Below are 20699 nucleotides of genomic sequence, written 5' to 3'. Positions count from 1 at the left end.
GAAAATGTTATGACAACATGCTGGAAGTCGTTATTTCGGTCGCGAGCGCGCACGGCCGGAGATGGCGCGCACCGGGCGTGGAGGCTGGAAAAGGGACAGATGCGGCGCCGCTCGCAGGCCGCCGTAACGATTGCCAAGGGAAGAGCTCGCCACGTGTCGGGCGACATGAAAAAAACTGCCGGCCATGCGGCAAACCGTTGCGTGAAAGCCGCACCGGGACGATTTCGGGGGCGAAAGCGAGGCGGCCCCGGCAAAGCCGCCGAGGCCGGTTTGCGGCTGGCGCGACCTTATTCCGCCCGGCGCGACGCGAGCCGCGCGCGCAACTCCTTGATCTCCGCCGCGAAATTGTCGCGCGCCGTGACGGCGCCGACCAGCTCCATCTCGGCGTTGAGCCGCGCGTCGGACAACGCTGCGGCGGCCGCCACGTTGCGCTCGATCTGCGCGCGCAGGTCGGCCAGCTGGCTATCCTTGCCCTCGATGGCCAACTGGTCCTTGGCTTTGCCCACCAGCGCGTCGGTGGCGATATGGCGCGCGTTGCGCAGCTCGGCCTGCAATTGGTCGATCTCCTCGCCGCGCTCGGCCACGGTGGCCAGCGCCTCGTCGCGCTCGACCGTCAGGCTGGCCACCTGCGCCAGCAGTTCTTCGCGCTCGGCCTCGAACTGCTCGCCGGACTTGAGCAGGACCTGCATGTCCTCCTCGGACTGCGCCAGCGCGTCGCGGGCGCCGACGCCGGCCTCCTCGGCCAACTGCTGCGCCCACTTGCCCAGCGCGATGGCGATCGGCTCGGGGATATCCAGCTTGGGCGCCTCGGCCGGCTTGGCGTTGCGGACGCGCCACGCCGTCAGATGCTTGTGCACGGCGTTGACGGAGGCGCCGTCGAGCAACGCGCAGACCGCCTCGATCGTCACCCGCTCGCCGTCGCGCTGTAACTCATCGGCCGCCGAGGCGACCTGTTCGGCTGTGACTTCTTGACGTGACATTGCAGGCTCCAGTGGAAATTTAACAAATACGATCCCCACAAGATACAGATGTTGTTACGCGGCGGCAAGACTATTCAGCCAAAGGTGCACGCCGCGCGCAACGGGTTGCCTAGTTGCTCACAACCTTGATTTGCTTGACGTCCAGGGTCGATTCTCCGAAGGTTTCCTTGTCGAATTCGCCGGTCAGCTCCACCAGCGTGTTCTGGTCGATTTTGGCGCCGTCCGGGAAGCGCTTGGCGTCGATCTCGACCGTCATCTTGCCGCTTTGGTCGGCGAACTCGTATTCCTCGCCGCCCTTGTGGTTGACCAGCTTGCCCTTGAGCTTGACGTACTGGTCGTCCTTGCCCTTGGCCAGCAGATCCTTGGCGGTCATCAGCGGCACGGTCGACGGCCCCGAGTAGCCGGCCGGCGCGGCGTTGGTCGACGGTCCGGCGTAGCCGCCGGTCTGGGCGACGGCGAAGGCCGAACCGGCCAGCAGAGCGGTGATGCAGGAGATTTTGAGTATGCGTTTCATGGTGTTGTCCTTTGTGGTGGTGGGTCGTTATCGGGACCTGCTGTTCATCGCAGGCACGGACGCATTACACCGATTGGACATTAACCGTATCTTAAAGAACAGCCGACCCCGGCCTACCTCAGCGTGGCGGCAGATTCAGCGTGACGCCGAGGCCTCGGCCGTCGAGGCCTGGACCGAACACGATATCGATGCCATGCAGGTCGGCGATGCGCTTGACGATCGACAGACCGAGTCCGCTGCCGCCCTGCCCCTGCCCCAGCACGCGGAAGAACCGCTCCGTCAGCCGCTGCCGGCTGGCCTCGTCGACGCCGGGGCCGTCGTCGCGCACGACGATGCGGCCATGGCCGGCGATGCGGTCCGCCGCGATCTCGACCCGGCTGCCGGCCGGGCAATAGCGCAGCGCGTTGTCGATCAAATTGCGCAGCATGATCCCCAGCATCTGCGGGTTGGCGTCCACTTGCTCCAGATCGCAGCGCGCGGACAGCGTGATGCCGCGCTGTTCGGCCTCGCCCGCGTGGGCGGCAAGCAAGCGCTGGAACAGCGGCGCCAGCGCCACCGGCTCGCGCACCAGTTGCTCGCGCGCCAGTGGGTCGAGCCGCGCCAGCGCGAGCAAACTATCGACCAGCCCCGTCATGCGCGCGATATCCTGGCGCAGCTTCTGGAAGGACGCCGCCAGATCCGGATGCTGCCGCTGCAGCAATTGCACATGCATGTGCAACCCGGCCAGCGGCGTGCGTAGTTCGTGCGCGGCGTCGGCGGTGAAGCGGCGCTCTGCTTGCAGCGCCGCGTCCAGCCGGCCCAGCACGCCGTTCAGCGCCAGCACGATCGGCAGCAACTCGCGCGGCTGGCCGGCGGTGGGCACCAGCGCCAGGTCGTCGGGCGTCTTGGCCGCGATGGCCGACGCGGTCCGGTGCAAGGGCTTGAGCACGCGCCCGGTCAACAGCCAGCACACCAGCGCCAGCAAGGTCAGAAAGCCCAGCACAGGCAGCCATAGCGACTCGGCCAGCTCTTCCAGGATATCGAAGCGCTTCTTGTACTTCTGGCCGACCTGCACCTCGAAGCGGCGCTCCTCGTCGCGCACCACGAACACCCGCCAGCGGCGCTCGTCCACCTCGGGGTCGGCAAAGCCGTGACTGTCGTCGAAGCCGGTGACAAAAGGCCGGACCGGCGCGCCGCTGGTGCGCTGGATCACACGTCCGTCGACGACGATCTGGTATTGCATGTCGACCTTGCGGCCGTTCGCGCCGCCGGGCCGCGCCGACGCCAGCAGGCCGCGCTCGTTCCATTCGGTGGTGGCGGCCATGATCATGTAGCCGGACTCCTCCAGCGCGTCGTCGAACACCTCGTTGGTCTCGTGCCAGGCAATCACGGTGACGATGCCGAGGCTGGCGAGCCACAGCACGGTGCTGGCCGCCACGATCACCGCCAGCAGGCGCCGCCGCAGTGACCACGGCGCGCGGTGCGGGTCCGCCGGTTTAATCGTCATTGTTTTTCAGCCGGTAGCCGAGGCCACGCACGGTCACGATGCTGTCGGCGCCCAGCTTCTTGCGCAGGTTGTGGATGTAGACCTCGATGGCGTTGCTTTCCACCTCATCGCCCCAGCCGTACAGGGTTTCCTCGATCTGGGCGCGGGTGACGATGCTGTTCTTGCGCAGCAGCAGCGCGTACAGCACATGGTATTCGCGCGCGGTCAGCGCCACCGGCTGGCCGCCCAGGCTGGCCTGCTTGGTGTCGAGGTTGAGCGTGATGTCGGCGTGCACCAGGTCGTTGCTCGCCTGGTCGGCGCCGCGCCGCGCCGCCGCCCGGATGCGCGCCGACATCTCCTCCAGCTCGAACGGTTTCACGAGGTAATCGTCGGCACCCAGGTCCAGTCCCTCGACCCGGTCGGCCAGCGCGTTGAAGGCGGTGATGAGGATGACCGGCACGGGGTTGCCGCTGGCACGCAGCTCGGCCAGCAAGGCGTCGCCGGACAGGCCCGGCAAGCCACGGTCGAGCAGCACGCAATCGTAGCGGTGGGTCATCAGCGCGGTCTGGGCCGAATCGCCGCGTTGCACCCAGTCGACCGCGTGCTGGTCGAGCCGCAGCCACGCGAGGATGGTTTCGCCCAGGGAGGTGTCGTCTTCGACTAACAGAATGCGCATGGGGGACTCGGACAGGAGATTACCGCCAGTATGGCGGAAAAACATCGCCGAGTTTGACGCTGCAAGATGAAACGAATCTTAAGAAGAATGAGGCTAGATATCTCTTAACAGGCGCCGCGTCAGCAACGAGATCATCTCTCCGCACATCAATGATCATATGGATATAAATCTTGTCTTCCCGGACTTCATAAACTACGCGATTCATCCCTGAAACGCGGCCGAGTCAAGGATGATCACACGCATTCGCATCAGTCGTCAGCTTTATCCAGTTCGGCAAACACATCTTCAGCGTCTCGGAATTTGCCTTGTTCGATTTCTCGACTGCCTAAAGCTAACATCTTGAGCATGGCAAGGGTTTGCTCTTGCTCCTCGTAGCTCTTCACATCCATGACCGCCAACTTGGCTTCATCATGCTGCCCCTCCTCACAAAGACAAACCAATTTTAGTCCGAATTTAGTCTACGGCCGACCGGATTGTAAAAACTTTTTGAGAAAACCGAGTTGACACGCCCAAGTGAGTGTGTAATAGTGGCTGCAACACAGTTTCTTAGCAAATCATGCCAACCAGTTCACGCTTTGTCGTTGCCGTTCACGCCCTCGTCTCCATCGTCGTTATGGATGGCAAGCCGGTGCGTTCGGAGGATATCGCCCATTCGGCGGCGACCGGCCCGGTGGTGATCCGCCGGCTGCTGTCCCTGCTGAGCGAGGCGGGCCTGACGACATCGCAACTGGGCGCCGGCGGCGGCGCCATCCTCGCCAAGCCCAGCGACCAGATCCGGTTGCTGGACGTGTACCGGGCGGTGGAGGATACGGATATTTTTACGCTGCATCGTGTCTCCCCGTTCAAGGATTGCATCGTGGGCAGCAACATCCAGGAAGCCATCCGGCCCACCCTGGACAAGGCCCAATCGGCCCTGGAGAACGAATTGTCGAAAGTCACCATCGCGGATATCGCGGCGGAGACCGCAAGATTGGGGAAATTCACGATCCCGCTGACTTGGTAGCGTTTTTTTTGACCTTAAATGTCACTGTGTTAGCTACACAAATACCTTAACCACCTAACCATCACTGGCAAGGCAAGGACCGCAGCCTAAGGGGCGCTGAGGTCCCGAACAATCCGCCCCGTTTCTTTTTGGAGTTAATATGAATATCGGTATCATTGGTTCTGGCGCCCTGGGCTCCAACGTCGCTCGCGCATTCGCCGCCAAAGGCATCTCGGCAACCGTCGCCAACAAATCGGGCCCGGCATCGCTGGGCAAGCTGGTGGCCGAACTCGGCTCGAACATCACCGCCGGCACCATCGAACAGGCCGCCAGCGCCGATATCGTGGTCGTCGCCGTGCCATGGGAAGCGCTCGAGACCTTGGTCAAGGACCTGCCCGCCTGGAACAACCGCATCGTCATCGACGCCACCAATCCGGTGTTGTTCCTCGCCCCCGACTCCCCCGACCGCAACGACCCGAACAATCCGCTGGCCGCCTACGGCATCAAGGCGATCGATCTGGGCGACCAGCACGCCAGCGCGATCCTCACCAAACTGGTGCCGGGCGCGCGCGTGGTCAAGGCCTTCAACCACGTCGACGCCAACGTCATTCCCCAAGCCGAAGCGGCCGGCGGCCAGCGCACCATGTTCTACGCCGGCGACGACGCCGCCGCCAAAGCCGAAGTGCGCAAGCTGCTCGATGCCATCGGCTATTTCCCGGTCGATCTGGGCTCGCTCGATGTCGGCGGCCCGTTGATTCAGCTGCCGTTCGGCCCCCTGGCGATGAGTAACTTCGCCAAGGTCTAAGGGCGACGCGGCCGGTATCGTCGTCCGATGCCGGCCGCATTCAATCCGCCTGGCGACCGCCAATCCCTCCCGATCGACCATTCGTCGGATCGGCGTCGCCGACTTCACAACAACGGCGTAGGCTGTGCCCATCATTCAATCCATGGGAGCTCCGATGAAGTTACCGACCACCACAATTTTCGTGCTTGCCGCCATTCTCGCGTCGCCCGTTCTTGCCGCCGAACAGCCAGACCTGCGCGCAGAGATCCTGGCGGCGGACGCGGGCCTGTTCGGCGCCATCAACGCGCGCGATATCGCGACCATGAAACGGGGCTTCAGCCCCCGGCTCGAGTTCTATCACGACCGCACCGGCTTGACGGGCTACGCCGACAACATCCGCATTTTCGAAAACAAATTCAAGGAACCGGGCACGCTGCGCCGCGAGGCCATGAACGACACGGCCGAGGTGTTTCCGGCCGGCCCGGACCGGGCGATGCACATCGGCAGCCACCGCTTCTGTTCGTCGGAGGCGGCAGGCGCGAAGGAAGGCTGCGGCGTCTACCGCTTCTCGATGGTCTGGGAAAAAGAAGCAGGCACATGGAAGCTGCTGCGCGTGCTGAGCTACGGGCATTGACCATTTCCATTAGAGTGAACCGCCAATGAACCGCACAAATCGTCGCACTGCACGCAATTTACGGGACAAAGCTCGCTTCAACCTATAAATTACGCGTATGCCGATTCGAAAAACGGTTCACTCAAAGGAGATGTACATGAAGAAGATCTTGATGGCAGCAGCTTTCACCATGGCTTTCGGCGCGGCCAGCGCGGCGGACATCGTCGACACCGCCAAATCGGCCGGTTCGTTCAACACGCTGGTGACGGCGGTGCAAGCGGCCGGCCTGGTCGACACGCTCAAAGGTCCGGGTCCGTTCACCGTGTTCGCGCCGACCGACGAAGCCTTCGCGAAGATTCCAAAAGCCAAGCTCGACGCCCTGCTGAAAGACAAGGCCGCGCTGACCAAAGTCCTGACCTATCACGTGGTGCCGGGCAAGGTAATGGCGGCGGACGTCAAGCCGGGCAAGGTCAAGACCGTGCAGGGTGAATCACTGACCGTGACCGCCAAAGACGGCAAGGTCATGGTCGACAAGGCCCACGTCACCAAGACCGACATCGCCGCCGACAACGGCGTGATCCACGTCATCGACACCGTCGTCATGCCTAAGTAAAAGTCTCACCTATGACAAAGGGCTGGGTTTCGCGGATGCGGAACCCAGCCCTTTTCCGTTGCGCGTCAAGCCGACAACGTCTCCCGCGCCGCCTGCCGGATCGCCTGCGTGGCCGGATGGCTGATGCGCCGCTCGGTCGTGATCGCGTAGACCTGCTCGCGCAGCGAAGGGATGGTGCCGATCATCACCACGCCATATTGCGCGCAGATGGCGTCGGCGATCGCCGCCGGCGCGAAGAACAGCCCGGCGCCCGACTGCCCGAAGGCCTTGATCATGGCGCTGTCGTCGAATTCGCCGATCACATGCAAACGCGGCACGTGCGTGTGCAGCCACTGCATCAGCCTGGCGTGCACGGCGAAATCCTCTCCCGGCAACAGCAGCGGCGCATTGTTCAGGCATTCCGGAAACGCCCCGCTCAACGTCTCCACCAGCGCGGGCGCCCCGAACACGCCAAGCTCGCTCTCGCCCAGCAAGTGGTTATAGCCGCGCACGCTCAGGTGGCTGGGCATGGTGCGGTCGGTGATGATCAGATCGAGCTTGTGCACGGCCATGTCGGCCAGCAGCGCGGCCAGCCGCCCTTCCCTACAAATCAGCCGGGTCGGCTCCGCCAGCGACAGCGCCGGCGCCACCAGGCGGCAGGCGACCGCCTTGGACACCGAATCGGAAACCCCCACCCGGAACGTGGTAGCTTGCGTGGCGGACTGATCTTTAACGACCTCCAGCAAGGCGTCGCCGGCGCTGAAGATGTCCTCGGCGTGGCGCAGCACGCGGTTGCCGGTCTCGGTCAATTCCAGGCGCCGCCCCACCCGCCGGAACAGTTCGACGCCCAAGGTGTCGGCGAATTCGGTCAGCTGGCCGGAGATCGATTGCGGCGTCAAATGCAGCTGTTCGGCGGCCTTGGCGATGCTGCCGCTGCGCGCCACCATCCAGAAGTAACGCAGGTGTTTGTAGTTCAGAGTGGCCATTAGTTATCCTTAAATACATCGATTTTTTCGAGTGTTTAACCAAGTATATTCGAATTGTACGAATGATTGAGCGCCCCTATCATGAGTCTTGTCATCCACCAAGAAAGGAAATGATCATGAACATCGCAATCCAATCGAACGGCCTGGTCCTTACCGAAAGCCTGCGCGCCTACGTGTATCGTCGCCTGGAAACGTCGCTGGGCTGGGCGCTGACCCGCCGCCTGGCCGTGTGGCTGTCGGACATCAACGGTCCGCGCGGCGGCCGCGACAAGCGCTGCAAGATTCAAATCAGCCTGGACAACGGCAAGACCGTCGTCATCGAGGATACCGAGGAAGACATGTACGCCGCGATCGACCGCGCCGCCGAACGCGCCGACCGCGCGCTGGCGCGCCAGTTGTCGCGCAGCCGCGAATTCACCCACGACAAAGTGGCCACCCTGGCGCCGGCGGACGAGGCGTCCGACGGCAAAGACGAGCGATAACGTAACAACCAAGCGGAGAGCGGCAAATGACTGGAATCGAGAACATCGCCACCGCCCCCATGTGGGCGGGCTTCGTGGCCTTCGTGCTGCTGATGCTGGCCGTCGACCTGTGGGTCTTCGGCGGCAACAAGGCGCACAAGGTGACGCTGCGCGAGGCGGGCGCATGGTCGCTGGGCTGGTTCAGCCTGGCGTTGGCGTTTAACGGCGGCCTGTGGTGGTATTTGAACGGCACCGTCGGCGCGGAGATCGCGGAACAAAAATCGCTGGAGTTTCTGTCCGGCTACCTGATCGAGAAGGCTTTGTCGGTCGACAATATCTTCGTTTTCCTGCTGATCTTCACCGCGTTCCAGGTCAAACCTGAATACCAGCGCCGCGTGCTGATCTACGGTGTGCTCGGTGCGATCGTCATGCGTGCCATCATGATTCTGGCGGGCGCGTGGGTGGTCAGCGAATTCAGCTGGGTGCTGTACCTGTTCGGCGCGTTCCTGCTGTACACCGGCGTCAAGATGTTCAGGGCGGTCGACGACGAGCCGGACGTCAAGAACAACCCGGTGCTGAAGTTCGCCCGGCGCCACCTGCCGGTGTCGGAAGGCGATCACGGCGAGAAGTTCTTCGTGTGGAAAGACGGCAAGCGTTACGTAACGCCGCTGCTGCTGGTATTGATCCTGATCGAGGTGACCGACCTGGTGTTCGCGGTCGATTCGATCCCGGCCATCTTCGCCATCACGTCGGACCCGTTCATCGTATTCACGTCGAACATGTTCGCGATCCTTGGTTTGCGGGCGCTGTACTTCCTGCTGGCCGATATCGCAGACCGGTTCCACCTGCTCAAATTCGGCCTCGCACTGGTGCTGTGCTTCATCGGCTTGAAGATGCTGTTGCTGCCGTGGATACACATCCCGGTCCACATCTCGCTGTCGGTGGTGGCCTTGCTGATCGCAGGTAGCGTCGTCGCCAGCTTGTATGTGACGCGTAAGAAATAAGTTAAATTTTGAAGGAGTAACACAATGAGACATTACGACACCGATAGCGCCAGCGCCGCTGGCCGACTCGTGGCCCTGTGCATGGTGGTGGATGGCAACATGGCGCCGTCCGAGCTGCAGGCGCTGCAACGTTCGCGGCTGCTGGAGTACATCGACATCGACATCGACAACTTCCACGACCTGGTCGACGACCTGTGCAAGGACATGCTGAGCACCTCCGTCAAGCACGAGCACGTGGTGCTGGACGAAGCGACCATCGACGCCCTGCTCGGCGAGATCCACGACCCGGCGCTGCGCCGCCAGCTGCTGCGGGCCATGTGGAACATCGCCGACGCCGACGGCGTGCTGGCCGACGCCGAGGCCAAGCTGCTGTCCCGTGCCTGCTCGGTGTGGTCGGCGGAGTCGCACTTCGTCAAGGAGGAAGTCAGCCAGTTGACAGTACGCTAAGCTGAACTGGCGAAACAGGGAGCCGCCACCGCCGAAAAGCGGTGGCGGCTTTTTCACTTATCAATTTATTTCTGCAGCGGCAATACGCCGACGGATTTCAGTGTGCCGTCCGGCTGCGCCAGCGCCACCACCATCTCGCCCTGCGCCAGACTCTCGCCCACCAGCACGCGGATATTGATGTCGTGGGTCACCAGCACCAGATTGCCCGGCGCCTTGTGCGTGGACAGGTAGGCCCGCAACGCGCGCACTTTGCTCTGGCGCGCCGCGTCGTCATCGTTGAACATCGAATCGACCATGGTCTCGGGCCGCACGCGGCCGAACGCCAGCTGCGCCGTATCGACGCAGCGGCACCACCGGCTCGACAGCACCTGCGACACCTTCACCGAACGTTCGCGAAAGGCCGCGCCGATGCGGCGCGCATCCTCCCGTCCGCCATCCGACAAATTGCGTTGGGTAGCGCACACTCCAAGCTTAAAATTTTCCGGATCGCCAACACCCGGAACGGTCGCCGCGTGGCGTATCAACACCACATGGCCGCCTTCGCGCAGACGGCGCCAAAGACCTTCGCTATCCGTGTCGCCAGCACCGGCGGGGCTTGCGCCCAGCAACGCCAGCATTCCCATAAATGAACGACGCAACATGCCGCCTCCCGAATAAGCTAATTTGGACAGTATGCGGCACAGCTCGACCGTGTGACGCGCTCTTGGCATGTGGCGTATGCTAACCGTTCACCCAAGCCACTCAAGGAGCACTCCATGTCAGCCACATCGAAGACGTTGCGCGCCATCGCGGCAACCTTGATGCTCACCACCACCCTCGCCGCCTCGGCCCAGGACAGCAAGAGCAACAAGACGGAAGTGCAGTGGCTGGGGCAAGCCACATTCAAGATCACCACGCCGGGCGGCAAGGTAATCGTCGTCGATCCATGGCTGACCTCCAACCCGAAAACGCCGCCGGCCTACAAGAATCTCGAGGCGCTGGGCAAGGTCGACCTGATCCTGGTCACGCACGGCCACAACGACCACTTCGCCGACGCCCCGGCGCTGGCGAAATTGAACAACGTGCCGGTCTATGGCCCGGCGGGACTGATGCAATCGGTGGTGGCGCTGGACATCCTGCCGGCCACGCAGGCGGTACGCTTCGGCAAGAGCGGCACCGTCACCCCGCTCGGCCCGGACATCAAGATCACCGCCGTGCACGCCGAGCACAGCTCGGAGCTGGGCTGGAAGAATCCGGCCACCGGCAAGGACGAAGTGCACGTCGGCGGCGAACCGGTCGGCTACATCATCGAGCTGGAAAACGGCTTCAAGATTTATCACATGGGCGACACCGGCCTGTTCGGCGACATGAAATTCATCGGCGACTACTACAAGCCGGACCTGGCGCTGATGCCGATCGGCGGCCACTTCGTCATGAGCCCCAAGGACGCCGCGATGGCGACGCGCGAATGGCTGCACCCGCGCTACGTCATCCCGATGCACTACGGCACCACGCCGCAGCTCAAAGGCACGCCGGCCGAATACAGCGCGGCGCTGGGCCACAGCAAGATCAAGGTCATGGCCATCAATCCCGGCGACAAGCTGGACTTCTAATCCACACAAAGGACGCACATGAACATTCTTATGGTACTGACCTCGCACGACCAACTGGGCGACACCGGCAAGAAAACCGGCTTCTGGCTGGAGGAATTCGCCGCGCCGTACTACAAGCTGAGGGAAGCCGGAGCGAAGCTGACGCTGGTATCGCCGAAGGGCGGCCAGCCGCCCCTCGATCCGAAGAGCGACGAAGCCGACGCGCAGACCGAAGCCACCGCGCGCTTCAAGGCCGATCCGGAGGCGCAAGCGGCGCTGGCCGACACCGGCAAATTGGCCGATGTGTCGGCCGCCGATTTCGACGCCGTCTTCTATCCGGGCGGCCACGGCCCGCTGTGGGACCTGGCCGAGGACCGCGACTCGATCGCGCTGATCGAAGCGATGATTGCCGCCGGCAAGCCGGTCGCCGCCGTGTGCCACGCGCCGGGCGTGCTGCGCCACGTGAACGGCCCGGACGGCAAGCCGCTGGTCAACAGCAAGAAGGTGACCGGCTTCACCAACACCGAGGAAGAGGCGGTCGGCCTGACCAAGGTGGTGCCGTTCCTGGTCGAGGACATGCTGCGGGAGCGGGGCGGCATGTATTCCAAGCTGGACGACTGGCAGCCGTACGCGGTCGCCGACGGCCTGCTGGTCACGGGGCAAAATCCGGCGTCGTCGGAAGCCGCCGCCGAAGAACTGCTCAAGCTATTGAAGCCCTCCACGTATCCAAATCAAGCCACCTAAATCCTGACCGGAGGACTTGAGAGCGCAGCGTAATCCGCCATCGATGAGCCGCCAGCGGCCCCACGAAATAGATGACCGGCCGGATCAACGCTTCCAGCCTCGCTGCTTCGCCGCCTGCTCGGCTTGCGCATCCATGGTCGTGCCGGCGATGCGGGCATCGACCGCCTCCAGCACGGCCGACGGCATCGCGCTGCCGGCCTGACGATACTCGCCCGCTTCGCCCCCGCCCGCCTCGGTCATCATCACCAGCTTCCATCGCTCGCCGCTGCGGCAGGCAAGACCGGCCGACTGCCGCATCGTAAAACTGCGGCACAGCGCGCCATCCCTGGCCACGAAGCTGACGCCGATATCGACCGCCCCGCCGCTCGTGCCGGCCAATTGCTGCGACAGCGCGTTCGACAGCGGTCCCTGCGCCACCAGCGCCCCATCGGCACCGGCCACGGCCGCCCGCCCCGCTCCTTCGCGCCCGGCCCCGCCCAGCACCAGGCTTCCCACCACCACCCCGACCACCAGCGAGGCGGCCACGCCGCCCCACTCCCGCCACGACCAGCGACCGCGTTCCCCGTGCTCGGCCGCGTGCGACGCCGACGCCGCCGCGTGATGGGCCCCGCCGGCGCGGGCGGCGCGCACCGCGCTCAAATCGGCCACCTTGCCCGGCAAGGCCGCCGCCACCAGCCTGGGCGGAACCGGCTCGTCGGCGACGGGCGCGAAGGCGGCGAACACGTCGGCCCGCAGCGCCCGGTGCTGCGCCACCCTCGCGGCGACGGCCGGATCGATGCGCACCGCGCGTTCGACCTCGCCAAGCGCCGGCTCGGCCAGCTCGCCGTCGGCGTAGGCCATCAGGGTTTCGTCGGAAAAGCTCATGTCGCGGTCCTCTTTTGATCGGATAATATTTCCTGCAATGCCGTGCGGGCGCGCACCAGCCGGCTGGTCAGGGTGCCCATCGGAATTTCCAGCACCTCGGACGCCTCCTTGTACGGCATGCCGTCGACCAGCACCAGCGCCACCACCATGCGGTGCTCCTCGGACAGCATGCCGACCGCCTTCTCGATCGCCATGCGTTGCTGCTGCGCTTCGGCCGCCTGGTCGCCGACGTGCTCGCCCGCCTCTTCCGGCGCGAACAGATTGTCGCGCCGGATGCGCGAGCGCACCTCGTCGATCCAGGCGTTTTTCATGATCCTGAAGATCCAGCTGTCCAGGCGCGTGTCCGGCTGCCATTGCGCGCTGCGGGCCAGCGCCCGCTCGACGGCGATCTGCACCAGGTCGTCCGCGTCCTCGCGGTTGTAGACGATGGTGCGGGCGAACCGGCGCAAGCGCGGCAGCAGGGCGGCGATATCGTTGTTGATGGTGGCGTTTGCGGTCATGGATACCAGGTAAACGTCGGGGCAAGGGATTTTAATCCCTGTCCCGTTCGTTTATTCGTTAGAAGCGCTATGCTTATACTATCATCCGACCATTATGCTAAACAGATCGCTACTTAAAGTGCGACGGCTGCGACTGCTTGTCGCGCTGGCGTGCTCCCTGGCCGCCGGCGCCGCAGCAGCGCAGCTGCGCCTGCCGCAGGTGCAACTGCCGCAATTGCCGCAAGTGCCGCTGCAGGACGGCCTCGACGGCAATGTGCTGCGCGAACCGGGCCGGCGCCTGCTGCAGCGCGCCGACATCGTCGATCTGCGGGCGCTGCGCCTGAACCAGATCGGCGACCTGCTGCAGCGGCACCGCGACGCGCTGGAGGCCGACCCGCGCGGCGAACCGGTGGTGCGGCACGAAATCCTGGCCTGGTCGTCCAGCCCGGCCGGCATCGCGGCGGCCCGGTCGGCCGGCTTGATCGTCGTCGACGATGGCGGCGGCGACGCCGTCACCGTGCTGCGCGTACCCGATGGCGCCGACACGGCCGCCATGCTGGAACGTCTGCGCGCGGCCGATCCCGACGGCGTCTACGACTTCAATCATATCTATACGGGCAGCGCCGGCGCGCCTGAACCAGCCCAAGCCACGCCCCGGGAAGACCGGAACGCGGCGCCGGCCGGCAAGCCCGGCACCGTCCGTGTCGGCCTCGTCGATGGCGGCGTCGCCCGCGAACACGAGGTGTTTCGCGACGCCGCCATCGTCCCCTGGGGTTGCGACGGCGCCAGCCATCCCAATCCGCACGGCACGGCGGTGGCCGCGCTGATGATCGGGCGTTCCCCCCGGTTCAAGGGCGTGGCGCCGGACGCCACCCTGTACGCGGCCGACATCTATTGCGACAGCGCCACGGGCGGCTCGGCGTCGCGGATCGCCGGCGCGCTGGCCTGGCTGGCCAGGGAACAGATCGCGGTGATCAACATCAGCCTGGTCGGTCCGCCCAACCGGATACTCGAGCAGGTCGTCAGGCGCATGGTGCAGCGCGGCCACCTGCTGGTGGCCGCGGTCGGCAACGACGGTCCCGCCGCGCCGCCGCTCTATCCGGCCAGTTATCCGGGCGTGGTCGGCGTCAGCGGCGTCGATGCCAAAGGCCGGCCGCTGCCCGAGGCGGCGCGCGGGCCGCAGGTGATGTTCGCCGCGCCCGGCAATCACATGGTGAGCGCCGCCGTCGGCGCCCCGCCCTACCGCACCGTGCGCGGCACATCGTTCGCGTCGCCCATCGTCGCCGCGCTGCTGGCCGGCGCGCTGGACCGGCCCGGCACGGACGCGGCCAGGCAGGCCCTGGCCGCCGTCGCGAAAACCGCATCCGGCGTCGCCGCCGGCACCATCAGCAACGAGACCGGCCACGGCGTGGTCGGCGCCGCGTTTCGCACCGATCCGTCGGCGTTCCGATAATTTTCAAAAATATTTTCATCGCGATGGATTAAACGGCCGAGCCCGGACGTTTTCCTTATGAAAGCTGCGGATAGTCCGTGGCGCCAACAAGGAGAACATCATGAAAAACATCACCATCGCAAAACAACTGATCATCGCCCTGTCCATCGGCGTCGCCTGCTCGGCGCATGCGCAATTGCTGGGGCGCGGAGGGGTGGGCGGCATGGTCGGGGGCGCCGGCAGCATAGGCGGACAAATGAGCGGCATGGGTTCGTTCACGCGCTCGGCGGCCGGGACCATCAATGCGGACCAGTTGCGGCAGACGCGCAATGGCTCCGGCGCCGGGGAGGCCGGCAATGCCAACAAATCCAACAAAGCCAGCAATGTGGCCAGCCAGGGAAGCGGCAACGCCAGCGGCGGCGCGCAAGGCGTGATCGGTGCGGATAGTGGCGGCGCCGGCATGATCGCCGGCAGCGCCGTGCAAGGCGCGCGCGGCGCGGCCAGCCCGTTGCGCGACGCGGCCGGGACGCAGGCGGAGAATACCCGTGGCTACGCGCAGTCGAGCGCGGCGAATGTTACGAGCGCCATCAACGGCAGCAGGCAGGCGGCGGCGGAAGGCGCGGCCAACAGCGGCGCGGCGGCCATGGCGGCCAAGCCAACGGTGAGCGCCGGCGGTTCCGCGAGCGGTTCGGCCAGCGGCTCGGCGGCGGCAGCCAATGAATCTTCGACGAATTAAGCACCCTCGCGGAGACACGTAGGGCGGATTAGCGAAGCGTAATCGGCCATGCATGCGCCGCCGTCGGCTCATCGATGGCCGATTACGGCGTTCCGCCTCTTAAAGCCTACCGGCTAGGTAGGCTGCCTCTTCGATGGGCCCCCGGGGCGGATTGGCGGGCCTCGCCCGCTAATCCGCCCTACGTGCCTCCAGATCAAAATACTAGCGGCCCGCCTTCGCCAGCGAAGCCCGCAAGGTCATCGTCACCGGATACTGATGCGTCACCGGCCGCTGCAAATCATAACAACCATTCAGCAACGCATTGAGCCCGTTCTGCGTCATCTCGCGCCACGGCATGTGCACCGTCGTCAGGCGCGGCGCCGAGAACTCCGCGCTCGGCGTATCGTCATACCCGATCACCGACAACTCGCTCGGCACATGAATCCCCGCCTCCTGGAAATACGACAGCGCCCCGACCGCCATCTCGTCATTGGCGCAAAACATCGCGGTGCAGGCATGGCCCGACTCCATCAGCTCCTTGGCCGCCGACCAGCCGCCGGCCGGCGAAAAATCGCGTTCGACCAGCCACACCTTGCCGGTGTCGATGCCATGGGCCGCCAGCTCGTACATGAAAGCGTCGATACGCACCACGTTGTCCGGCAAGCTCGACGGCCCGGACACCACGGCGATCCGGCGATGCCCATGCTCGAGCAAGGCGCGCGCGGCCATCTTGCCGCCCAGTTGATGGTCGACCGTGAAACACTGCCCGGCGATGCTGTCGAAATAATGATTGAGCAGCACCACCTGATGCTGCTTGGCGCCCAGCGCGGCGATGTCCTCCTCCAGCAGCACATTGGTCATCAGGATCAAGCCGTCGCAACCGCGTTCGATGAGGAACTCGATGCCTTCGATCGCCTGCTGACGCGCGCCGCCCAGCCCGACGCCGAACGCCACCACCATGTGCAGCCCGGCCGTGCGCAACTCGGTGTCGATAATCTGCAGGATGGGCGTGTAGAACGTCCCGCTCAGCACGGGTATGTAGACGCCGATCATGCGGCTGCTGCCCGACAGCAGCGAGCGCGCCGCGTGCGACGGCCGGAAGCCGAGCTCCTCGATCGCCGCGCGCACCTTGGCCACCGTCGCCGGCGATACCGAGCCCTTGCCGCTGACCACCCGCGAAGCGGTCCCCAGTCCCACACCGGCGAGCCGGGCTACGTCTTTGATGGTGGCCACGGCTTCGTCACTTTTGCTTTTTTACGTAAGTCATGATATTCAGGAAGGTGTCGGTCCAATAAGTCCGCCGGTTCTCGGCCAGATAGCGCACCAGTTCCTCGTGCGCCTCGGCCGTGGTCACCAGGTAGTCGCCGCCGATGCCGTGGAAGGTGAAGTTGACCATCGTCCCCCGCTCGGCCGCCTCGCGCGCCAACGCGATCAGCTCCTTGCCGCTCAAGCCCTCCGGCGCCAGCACCGTCACCGAGTACGGATCGAGGCCGCCCATCGACGGCGTCACCGCCTGCCCGCCGGTGGTCTTCATGGCGACGAACTCGCCGGCGATGGCCGGCAGGTAGCTGGCGCGGCCTCCCGGGGCGAGGGCCATGGTGTCGCCGCAGGGCACCGTGTAGGTGCGCTCGCGCCGGCCGTCGATGGCGGCCAGCATCGTATTGCCCAACCGGACCTGCGCGGCTATCTGCGCCACGCTCATGGTGTCGAGATCGCGCTCCGGCCGCACCCACTCATGCCCGGGCGCCTTGCCCGAGCACTGGTGGAACAGGCTGTGGTTGCCCAGCTCGTGGCCACGGGCCGCCGCCGCCCGCCACGCCGCCATGCGCCGCCCGACCGACCCGGCGGACAGCTCCAGGTAGAAGCTGGCCTTCAGGCCGTACTTGTCCAGGGTCGGCAGGGCGGTGTCGAGCTGCGAGTCGAGCGAGTCGTCATACGACAGGCTGACGGCGGCGCGGGCGCCGTCGGGCCAGCGGAATGCCGCCTCCGCCGCTCCATGTGCCCGCGCCGCCGGCTGGGCCAGCAACAGCGCCGCCGCCAACGCTGAAAGTATCCGTATTGTCATCCGAAGTGTCTCATTTTGGAAACGTTCCCATATGGTGCACGCCTTGATTTGCCCTGTCAACGAAAACCTCGGGCGTTTACCCGCGAACGCAAATTGACTTTAAAAAACGAACGATGCTATATTTGCCAGCATCGAATGGAAACCTTTCCAAGCCGGTTGGAATAACGGCGAAGGTTGGCGATGGTGGATAGCGGGCAGCACGACAGCGGTTTATAAAAACAGAGGAGACAACATGCAATATCCAAAGACACGACAGAAACTCATGACCCTGGCCGTGGCGGGCGCGTTCGCGGCCACGGCCACGACCCTGCCGGCCTTCGCGCAAACCCAGGCGCCCGTCCAGGCCGCGCCGGTCGAGATGGCCGGCGAGGCGCCGGTGGTGCAAAGCGTGGTGGTGACGGGCATGCGCCAGGCGCTGATCTCGTCGATGAACCTGAAGCGCAATTCCGACGGCGTGGTCGACGGCATCGTCGCCGAGGACATCGGCAAGTTCCCCGACACCAACCTGGCCGAGTCGCTGCAGCGCATCTCCGGCGTGTCGATCGACCGCTCGATCGGCGAGGGCTCGAAGATCACCGTGCGCGGCGTCGGCCCCGACTTCAACATGGTGCTGCTCAACGGCCGCCAGATGCCGACTTCCAACCTGGGCGATCTCAACGGACGCGCCTTCGACTTCGCCAACTTGGCGTCGGAGGCGATCTCGCAGCTGCAGGTGTATAAAACCAGCCGCGCCGACACCCCGACCGGCGGCATCGGCGCCACCGTCAACGTGATGACGGCGCGCCCGCTCGACCGTCCCGGCCTGCACGCCAGCTTCGGCGTCAAGGGCGTCTACGACACCTCGAACGACAACCTGCCGGCCGACGTCAAGGCCAGCAACTCGACCACGCCGGAACTGTCCGGCATTTACAGCAACACCTTCGCCGACGGCAAGTTCGGCATCGCGATCACCGGCAGCTACCAGGAGCGCAACCTCGGCTACAACAGCGCCGCCGTCTCCAGCGGCTGGCACGGTCCGGTGCGCGGCGACGAGGAAAGCTGGGGCGCGATTCCGCTGCCGGGCGCCAAGTATGCCGAAAACATCATCAACCGCCCCGGCCCCAACGACGTCTACATGGTGCCGCAGAACCTGAACTACAGCTTCAACGGCGTCAAGCGACAGCGCACCAACGGCCAGTTGACCCTGCAGTTCAAGCCGGTCAAGGAACTGGTCACCACGCTCGACTACACCTACTCGGAAAACAAGATACAGACCAAGCGCAACGACATCAGCGCCTGGTTCAACTTCGGCCAGTCGGCCAGCTCGTGGACCAAGGGTCCGGTGTCGAGCCCGCTGAGCTACACCGAAATCATCCCGCGCAACGAAAAAGATCCGACCATCGGCACCTCGGACGTGGCCATGGGCGGCGCGGACTTCGCCACCAGGACGCAAAACAAATCGCTCGGCTTCAACGCCGTCTGGAAGCCCACCACCGACCTGCGCTTCGAACTCGACGCGCACCGCTCGTCGGCCACCTCCGGCGCCGACAGCCCGTTCGGCTCGAGCAACACGCTCGGCACGGCCAGCTTCAGCCGCGGCAACACCACGGCCGACTTCAGCCAGGACTTCCCCGTGCTGAGCATGGAGGGCGTGGACTTCGCCAAGGCCGGCCAGCAGGTCACCGGCTCGAACTTCACCAATTCGTACATGCGCGGCGAAGTCGACCAGACCCAGGTCAAGGGCGCGTGGAAGGTGTTCGAGGCGTCCGAGCTGAAGTTCGGCGCCGGCACCACCAAGGTCGACAACCGCTCGGCCTTCTCCAACAACCAGCGCGATTCCTGGGGCGGCGCCACCAAGCCGGCCGACTATCCGAGCAGCGTCTGGCACAAGGACACCATCCGCCAGTACTTCGACAAGATCGACGGCAGCGACAACCCGGCGCTGTTCAACCAGTTCTACACCTTCAACTTCGCCCAGGTGCGCCAGCTGGTGGCCACCGCCTCCGGCCTGCCGGCGCTGTACATGCCGAAGAACACCTTCGACAACGATTCGCGCGTGCACGAAAAATCGAAGTCGGCCTACGTCCAGTTCAACACCGACTGGGACACGCCAATGCCGATCCGCACCGCCCTCGGCGTGCGCTACGAGAAGACCGACGTCGTCTCGACCGCGCTGGTGCCGGTCGCCACCAGCATCAGCTGGACGGCGCAGAACGAACTGCCGGTCGCCTTCGGCCAACCTGCCTTCAGCACCATGACCGGCAAATACCACCACATCCTGCCAAGCCTGGACTCGGACATCGAGCTGACCAAGACCCAGAAGCTGCGCCTGAGCTATGGCCACAGCATCGGCCGGCCGCGCTACGACCAGATCCAGGGCGGCACCACCTTGGCCTCGCTGGCGCGGGTCGACGGCGGCAGCGGTTCGGAAGGCAATCCGGCGCTCAAGCCGGTCAAGTCGAAGAATCTGGACCTGTCCTACGAGTGGTACTACGGCCAGCAGAACTTCTTCTCGCTGGGCTACTTCCGCAAGGATTTGAGCAACTACGCCGGACAGTCGACCTTCAACACCAAGGAGTTCAACCTGCACACTCCGGTCGGCGGCGCGTTGTGGAACCTGGCGCTGGCCAACGGCTGCACAGGCGCCGACACCACCTGCATCCGCAACTATATCTTGCGCAACCACCCGAACGCGCCCGGCGTGACGGCGGGCCCGGACGACGCCGGCACCGGCAACGCCACCGGCACCATCGTCGGCCAGCCGAGCGATCCGATCGCCAACTTCAAGATCAACACGTTCGCCAACCAGAAAAAGGCCAGCCTGGACGGCATCGAGGTGAACCTGCAGCACATGTTCGGCAGCAGCGGCTTCGGCATCTCGACCAACTACACGTATGTGAACTCGGGACTGAAGTACGACAACGCCAGGCTGGGCGAGCAGTTCGCGCTGGTGGGGCTGAGCAACTCGTCCAACGTCGTCGGCATCTTCGAAAACGACAAATGGACCGCGCGCCTGGCCTACAACTGGCGCGGCGAGTTCCTGTCGTCGACCTTCGACGCCTACGGCCCGAACCCGCAGTACACCGAGTCGTACGGCCAGATCGACCTCAGTGTTGGCTATAACTACAACAAAAACATCAGCCTGCAGTTCGAGGTGATCAACGCCGGCAACTCGATCCAGCGCGTGCACGGGCGCACCAAACAGGCGGTGGAATCGGTCACCCAGGCCGGGCCGCGCTACATGCTGGGGGCGCGCTACAAGTTCTGATGTAGTGTAATTACAACCGTGGAAGGAAAAGGCCGCTGCCCGTCAGCGGCCTTGTCGGTTATACTTTCCGCAATAATC

Annotated in this window: 23 protein-coding genes; 12 read left to right on the top strand and 11 right to left on the bottom strand. The window is 64.7% G+C overall.

Translation table 11 applies throughout. From position 1 onward, the window contains the following. Positions 1-287 precede the first annotated feature (287 nt). From AC07P1_RS26410 to AC07P1_RS26390, 5 genes are all read right to left on the bottom strand, one after another. Positions 288-980 (bottom strand): DNA-binding protein, encoded by a 693-nt coding sequence (locus tag AC07P1_RS26410; RefSeq protein ID WP_494698628.1) that lies wholly within the window; start codon positions 978-980, stop codon positions 288-290. Positions 981-1089: 109 nt separating this feature from the next. Beyond that, on the bottom strand, positions 1090-1494 hold the full coding sequence (locus tag AC07P1_RS26405) for a YgiW/YdeI family stress tolerance OB fold protein (protein ID WP_494698627.1): 405 nt from the start codon (positions 1492-1494) through the stop codon (positions 1090-1092). A gap of 118 nt (positions 1495-1612) precedes the next feature. Then, entirely contained in the window at positions 1613-2980 is a 1368-nt protein-coding gene (locus AC07P1_RS26400; protein ID WP_494698626.1) for an ATP-binding protein, read from the bottom strand. Beyond that, positions 2970-3635 (bottom strand): response regulator, encoded by a 666-nt coding sequence (locus tag AC07P1_RS26395; protein WP_494698625.1) that lies wholly within the window; start codon positions 3633-3635, stop codon positions 2970-2972. The genes AC07P1_RS26400 and AC07P1_RS26395 overlap by 11 nt, the downstream gene beginning before the upstream one ends. Positions 3636-3883: 248 nt before the next feature. After that, positions 3884-4024 (bottom strand): hypothetical protein, encoded by a 141-nt coding sequence (locus AC07P1_RS26390; RefSeq protein WP_494698624.1) that lies wholly within the window; start codon positions 4022-4024, stop codon positions 3884-3886. A gap of 167 nt (positions 4025-4191) precedes the next feature. Here AC07P1_RS26390 and AC07P1_RS26385 point away from each other — a divergent pair, with 167 nt between their 5' ends. The 4 genes from AC07P1_RS26385 (at position 4192) to AC07P1_RS26370 (ending at position 6627) form a co-directional block, all read left to right on the top strand. After that, a complete protein-coding gene (locus tag AC07P1_RS26385) occupies positions 4192-4638 on the top strand; it encodes an Rrf2 family transcriptional regulator (protein ID WP_494698623.1) in 447 nt (148 codons plus the stop codon). A gap of 139 nt (positions 4639-4777) precedes the next feature. Next, complete coding sequence (locus AC07P1_RS26380; protein WP_494698622.1) at positions 4778-5422, top strand: NADPH-dependent F420 reductase; 645 nt, start codon at positions 4778-4780, stop codon at positions 5420-5422. A gap of 154 nt (positions 5423-5576) precedes the next feature. Then, positions 5577-6035, top strand: coding sequence for a nuclear transport factor 2 family protein (locus AC07P1_RS26375; RefSeq protein WP_494698621.1), 459 nt, complete (start codon positions 5577-5579; stop codon positions 6033-6035). 136 nt (positions 6036-6171) lie between these two features. Then, positions 6172-6627 carry a fasciclin domain-containing protein gene (locus AC07P1_RS26370; RefSeq protein ID WP_315215361.1) on the top strand — a complete coding sequence of 152 codons (456 nt, stop codon included), beginning with the start codon at positions 6172-6174 and terminating at the stop codon, positions 6625-6627. A gap of 65 nt (positions 6628-6692) precedes the next feature. Here AC07P1_RS26370 and nhaR read toward each other — a convergent pair whose 3' ends face one another. Continuing rightward, complete coding sequence (gene nhaR / locus AC07P1_RS26365; protein ID WP_494698620.1) at positions 6693-7592, bottom strand: transcriptional activator NhaR; 900 nt, start codon at positions 7590-7592, stop codon at positions 6693-6695. 116 nt (positions 7593-7708) lie between these two features. On the opposite strand from nhaR, the gene AC07P1_RS26360 reads away from it, so the two are divergent. Genes AC07P1_RS26360 through AC07P1_RS26350 form a run of 3 tightly spaced genes read left to right on the top strand, consistent with a single transcriptional unit; the run spans position 7709 to position 9504 of the window. Further along, the gene (locus AC07P1_RS26360; protein WP_494698619.1) at positions 7709-8074 is read left to right on the top strand and encodes an HPF/RaiA family ribosome-associated protein; all 366 of its coding nucleotides are present in this window, start codon (positions 7709-7711) and stop codon (positions 8072-8074) included. Between the two features lie 26 nt (positions 8075-8100). Further along, positions 8101-9057, top strand: coding sequence for a TerC family protein (locus AC07P1_RS26355; RefSeq protein WP_494698618.1), 957 nt, complete (start codon positions 8101-8103; stop codon positions 9055-9057). Positions 9058-9081: 24 nt separating this feature from the next. Then, positions 9082-9504 carry a tellurite resistance TerB family protein gene (locus AC07P1_RS26350; protein WP_494698617.1) on the top strand — a complete coding sequence of 141 codons (423 nt, stop codon included), beginning with the start codon at positions 9082-9084 and terminating at the stop codon, positions 9502-9504. Positions 9505-9569: 65 nt separating this feature from the next. Here AC07P1_RS26350 and AC07P1_RS26345 read toward each other — a convergent pair whose 3' ends face one another. Then, positions 9570-10145 carry a histidine phosphatase family protein gene (locus tag AC07P1_RS26345; protein WP_494698616.1) on the bottom strand — a complete coding sequence of 192 codons (576 nt, stop codon included), beginning with the start codon at positions 10143-10145 and terminating at the stop codon, positions 9570-9572. A 159-nt stretch (positions 10146-10304) separates the two neighbouring features. Between AC07P1_RS26345 and AC07P1_RS26340 the strand changes: the two genes are divergently transcribed. Continuing rightward, positions 10305-11096 (top strand): metal-dependent hydrolase, encoded by a 792-nt coding sequence (locus AC07P1_RS26340; protein WP_494698725.1) that lies wholly within the window; start codon positions 10305-10307, stop codon positions 11094-11096. Between the two features lie 18 nt (positions 11097-11114). Further along, the gene (locus AC07P1_RS26335; RefSeq protein ID WP_494698615.1) at positions 11115-11819 is read left to right on the top strand and encodes a type 1 glutamine amidotransferase domain-containing protein; all 705 of its coding nucleotides are present in this window, start codon (positions 11115-11117) and stop codon (positions 11817-11819) included. Positions 11820-11903: 84 nt separating this feature from the next. On the opposite strand, the gene AC07P1_RS26330 is transcribed toward AC07P1_RS26335, so the two are convergent. Both AC07P1_RS26330 and AC07P1_RS26325 read right to left on the bottom strand, forming a co-directional pair. Further along, positions 11904-12683 (bottom strand): anti-sigma factor family protein, encoded by a 780-nt coding sequence (locus tag AC07P1_RS26330; RefSeq protein WP_494698614.1) that lies wholly within the window; start codon positions 12681-12683, stop codon positions 11904-11906. Further along, complete coding sequence (locus AC07P1_RS26325) at positions 12680-13183, bottom strand: RNA polymerase sigma factor (protein WP_494698613.1); 504 nt, start codon at positions 13181-13183, stop codon at positions 12680-12682. The genes AC07P1_RS26330 and AC07P1_RS26325 overlap by 4 nt, the downstream gene beginning before the upstream one ends. A gap of 118 nt (positions 13184-13301) precedes the next feature. Here AC07P1_RS26325 and AC07P1_RS26320 point away from each other — a divergent pair, with 118 nt between their 5' ends. Both AC07P1_RS26320 and AC07P1_RS26315 read left to right on the top strand, forming a co-directional pair. Then, positions 13302-14615 (top strand): S8 family serine peptidase, encoded by a 1314-nt coding sequence (locus AC07P1_RS26320; RefSeq protein ID WP_494698612.1) that lies wholly within the window; start codon positions 13302-13304, stop codon positions 14613-14615. 100 nt (positions 14616-14715) lie between these two features. Then, positions 14716-15330: a hypothetical protein gene (locus AC07P1_RS26315; protein ID WP_494698611.1), complete on the top strand. Its 615-nt coding sequence runs from the start codon at positions 14716-14718 to the stop codon at positions 15328-15330. Positions 15331-15531: 201 nt separating this feature from the next. Here AC07P1_RS26315 and AC07P1_RS26310 read toward each other — a convergent pair whose 3' ends face one another. Together AC07P1_RS26310 and AC07P1_RS26305 are read right to left on the bottom strand one after the other, a co-directional pair. Further along, on the bottom strand, positions 15532-16542 hold the full coding sequence (locus tag AC07P1_RS26310) for a LacI family DNA-binding transcriptional regulator (protein ID WP_494698610.1): 1011 nt from the start codon (positions 16540-16542) through the stop codon (positions 15532-15534). A 7-nt stretch (positions 16543-16549) separates the two neighbouring features. Next, the gene (locus AC07P1_RS26305; RefSeq protein ID WP_494698609.1) at positions 16550-17374 is read right to left on the bottom strand and encodes a polysaccharide deacetylase family protein; all 825 of its coding nucleotides are present in this window, start codon (positions 17372-17374) and stop codon (positions 16550-16552) included. A gap of 232 nt (positions 17375-17606) precedes the next feature. Here AC07P1_RS26305 and AC07P1_RS26300 point away from each other — a divergent pair, with 232 nt between their 5' ends. Beyond that, on the top strand, positions 17607-20621 hold the full coding sequence (locus AC07P1_RS26300; RefSeq protein WP_494698608.1) for a TonB-dependent receptor: 3015 nt from the start codon (positions 17607-17609) through the stop codon (positions 20619-20621). Positions 20622-20699 lie beyond the last annotated feature (78 nt).

The organism is Duganella sp. GW821-FHT07F09, assembly GCF_059418705.1.
This window is presented reverse-complemented; position numbering and strand designations above follow the sequence as displayed.